General features: G+C 38.2%; 2 protein-coding genes. Both read left to right on the top strand.

Features of this window, described 5'->3' with window-relative positions; translation table 11 throughout:
• Positions 1 to 692: 692 nt before the first annotated feature.
• Positions 693 to 3,332 carry a hypothetical protein gene (locus E5A76_RS03955; protein ID WP_161118164.1) on the top strand — a complete coding sequence of 880 codons (2,640 nt, stop codon included), beginning with the start codon at positions 693 to 695 and terminating at the stop codon, positions 3,330 to 3,332.
• 15 nt (positions 3,333 to 3,347) lie between these two features.
• Positions 3,348 to 4,121, top strand: coding sequence for an ADP-ribosyltransferase (locus tag E5A76_RS03950; protein WP_161118163.1), 774 nt, complete (start codon positions 3,348 to 3,350; stop codon positions 4,119 to 4,121).
• Positions 4,122 to 4,145: the final 24 nt, after the last annotated feature.

Here is a 4,145-nt window from a genome sequence, read left to right as displayed (position 1 = left end):
ATTTAATTAAGCATAATTAGTTTTTATTTATAGAGTGATTAATAAAAAATTATTACTCTTCACCCAACGGATGATCAGCGACTTGGTGAAGTAAACTTCTTCTTTAAGTCAAAAAACTATGGTTTTTAGTAAAAAAACAATCTTGATATAACCACCAGCGAACAACAAGAGAAAGACATTGGTCAAACGTTAATTAGCCAAGAGGAATATCTAAAATAATAACACCAACTACAAATTTCATAAAAGAAATCAATTCTAAATATAATATATAAAATAAAAGACAACCCAATAATATTATAGAAATTTAATCTATAAATACTCTCCTTTCTAGTAGACTTTATTTTACAGGCAAAATAACGCATTTCTTATTGTCTTATTTTCCAGACATCTATATGATAAAAAATTAATTAATAAAACAATAAAAAGGAATCTAAATACTTATAATTAAAAATAGTAAAAATCACATTAAATAACACCTTCACTAAATACATAAGCTCACTAAGTAATGAAATATTGATTCATAATCATCATTTCAATACGTTATTTTTGTTTTGTATAGTGATTACACTTATTACCTTTATTTTAAAAGATAATTCACCTCATGATATTTAATTTTCAGTTGCAACTATGCTGCTGAGGGTTATTTCTTTTAAAAAATAGTTAATAGTACCACTTTAATTAAGGTAAATAATATGAAGTTGAAAAAATGGGCTCTGGCATGTGCCATGATTTCCCCCAGTGTGGACGCACTTGAAGTCTGTAATATTGGCGAGGAATATAACATCTTAACACGTGAAAATTTTCACGAAATACGTAAATCCAACTATCGCAACTTTAGTGAAAACCTAACGCCTGATGACTTATTCTTGTCTGCTCCTGATCACACTGTTGATATTCGACCTTCCCTTACCGAAGCTGACAGTGTATTCCCAACGACAGCCTCATTACTTGAAGTAGGACCTACAAATGCCGCCCTACTTGAAACAGAAGAAGCAGCAAGTTTATTAACAACATTAGGCCGTTCAACCGCAGGTTTAGCTAAAGGCGTACTCGAAGCATTAGGCCCCATTGGTGATACAGTCGCGGTCGGATTATGGGCTCATGAAGTAGCACAGTCCTTCGAAGATGAAACGAAGACCTCATATGATCGCTTTACTAGTGTCATGAGCTTAATTGACTGGTTTGGCGTGCTCAAACTACCAACACGTGAAATTGATCGTCAAATCTTAACTGCACGTTGGAACCGCGTTGCTGCAGGTGATCACTATAGCTTTACAGTCCATAACGATATAGTTACCCAGCAAGATAAAAAAGATAAACAACACTGGGCAGATCTTGCTTCTGGCCAACAACACATGCTTGAAGCGACAGCACAAAATTATGCCTCAGACATTGCGTTGAAATACCAGCAACATTATCAAGAAGCAGTACAAGCCCAAAGCCAGCTGGCTGAAACTTTGATTGCCGCTGTTGATAGCGAAGTTCAGAAGACCATCTTTAATAAGCTCGCGTTAGAAGGCGAGAATGCCAAGCTTTTTGCTTCTGATCTAAGTTCAATTTGTCGCGATGAGATCAATACTCTGCTGGCATTATACCCCGAGCAGGAACCAAGCAATGTACGACCAATCTTTGCACCAAGCAAAAAAGCAGCCAATCGTGCATTAGCCCAGCTACAACAATGCCAACAAACACACTTAGACTTAGCCATTACCAAGCTAGATGAGCTGAAAAATGGAGAAATTAACGGTCTAAATAGACAAACACTGCATCAGCTATATCGACAAGTACTCAACGCAAAAATCAAAATTGTAGACACTGCAAACGTACAAATTGACCAGCTAAGAGCTCAATTGAAAAACGAAATGCGCAGTGCTGGATTAAGCGCTATCGATCGTTTATTTGAATCTGGAGCTGTTACCAATGCTCATCGTTACTTTAAAGATCAAGCAGAATATTTAGCAATAGATGAAATGTCTCGCAGTATTTTTGGCAGGCCAGCCACTCATGACGAACGTCGACGCAAATATTTTGTTGTACAAAAAGGCTACGAAAAATGTACTCGTATCGGCATGCTTGGCGGTGATCCCCACTTCATGGGATGTACTGAATATACTTGGATCCCTGCTGAAATTGAGCATTATGATGCCTCTAAAGATGAGGTGATCGCTCAAATGACAATGCCAAATAAAAAGCAAATTAAGCAAGTCTTCCTGCAATCTTTAGAAACATTGATCAAAGAAGGTTGGAACGCGCAGCATGAAGAAGCGTGGCTAGAACAACAGATCATTAACTTTTCCAACAAACAACGTATCACTAGTACTGCAGCTTCTGATAAAGCACGTGTGATGCATTGGTTATTTGGCTCCAGTGCCGCGCTTGCAGCAGAGTGTGGGACAGAAAGTGCCTGTGCTGCTTGGTCGTCAGAGTATTTAGCCAAAGAAAACCTTTCACGAAATGCTTCCTTACACCTTATTGCAAGTTGGTTTGAGAAGAATAAAAACTCTGGCTATAACGTTCATTCCAAACGATTAGCGAAGCTTGGAAGCCTGATCCCACAAGCCTTAAATAGCGAATGGCAAGCTAACCATGTCAACGGTTTTTACAGTTACCTATACCCGGGCAGTTTTGATTTGGATAAATATGCCCCATTAATTGCTTCAGCGTTAAAGGCATCTAACTTAGATATTCACAATCTTGCAGCCTCTTTACCGCAAGCAAAAAGTATCGTGAAAAAACGTATTGCAGAAGCCATGAATGTAACTGAAAGCAATGGTGATGAATGGTTAGCATCACAGATCGGTGACTTTCAACGATATGTGGCGATTATCCATGCTCAAAATATCTCTACTGGGCATTACGCGTCTGGCGATACTAACGTGACAGCGTTGTTTTCTGAACCACTCCCAGCCCATTTGCTGCGCTATCTAACGTTAAATATTTATCAAAATATCGACGACATTGACTCGGCTTATTACTACCCGGCGGGCCATGATCGTGAAATGAGCTACGATGTGCGTCTACATGCTTCCATTGATAATGTCTTTAATACTAGCTCTGAGCTAAATGAAAAAATAAAAAAACTGGTTCAAGTTAACGAAAGCTTCTCTCGTTTAGCTGGTCGCCAATGCATGATCCATTACCCACAGCTCAAAGAAGCATTGCTTGCGATATCAGGTGACGACTCATTGTATTGGTTAACACCATTCTCTGACTGGTTTGACAGTGTCACAAAACAACAACTGGCGCTATTTAGCACCATTAGGTTTGCAGTGATCAAACAAAATGAGCGCAACATTCCCTGTGACTTAAGCCCTAACAATCCAATATATTAAAACGAGGAGCCAACTATGTATCGCATAATCTTAATATTCGCTATATCACTTATCTTTCATAGCTCAGTATTTGCAGAAGATTTTTCCGAGTTTAAAGGACGTGATTTATCACCTGCTCAACAAGAACAAATGGCCAATGATCTTATGGATTGGTCAGTGGCCAATCATGCTAAAGCAGAGCAAAAGCTTATCTCAGATGAATACTCAGCCATGAAAAATTATGGTCGTGTAGAGCATGATGTTATTAACGAGTACATGCGTGCTGGAGAACCAGAAGAGTTTCTTCTTCCAGGTTACGGTGAGATGTTCAAAGATCGTGTCTATCATCTGCGAAATGCAATGAACAAATTACCCAATTTCAAAGGGACTGTGTATCGAGGATCATCTATCAATAATAATCTACTCGAAAAACTCAATATTGGTGACATCTTGCATGAAAAAGCCTTTCTATCGACCTCAACCATACCGAGTGTCGCAAGGAACTTTTCATCAGCAGGAGTAAATGCAGGGATGTCAGCTGCACAGTTAAAAATCGAATTAAAAACGGCAGGTCGTGCCATTAATGCCTACACCTTTAAAGCCTATGAGGCAGAAATTTTGGCTAAGCCAAATACCTATTACCGCGTTGAAGCGATAGAAAAGGTGTCGCCAAACAAGAATTACATAAAATTAAGGGAGATCAAAAATCCGTCGAAATATCTAAATGCAGAGGCTGATATACATATTTACGACAGTTTCAGCGGAGAAGAAATATTACCTAGAAGTCGCTCTATATTATCTTGTTTATAATTACCAAATTCAATTTAATTTAAA

It is taken from the genome of Photobacterium lucens, assembly GCF_009873615.1.
GTDB lineage: Bacteria > Pseudomonadota > Gammaproteobacteria > Enterobacterales > Vibrionaceae > Photobacterium > Photobacterium lucens.
This window is presented reverse-complemented; position numbering and strand designations above follow the sequence as displayed.

Excerpts from the sequence above, each read along its gene's own strand:
- E5A76_RS03955 (WP_161118164.1), top strand. The coding sequence starts at position 693 with ATGAAGTTGAAAAAATGGGCTCTGGCATGTGCCATGATTTCCCCCAGT.
- E5A76_RS03950 (WP_161118163.1), top strand. The coding sequence starts at position 3,348 with ATGTATCGCATAATCTTAATATTCGCTATATCACTTATCTTTCATAGC.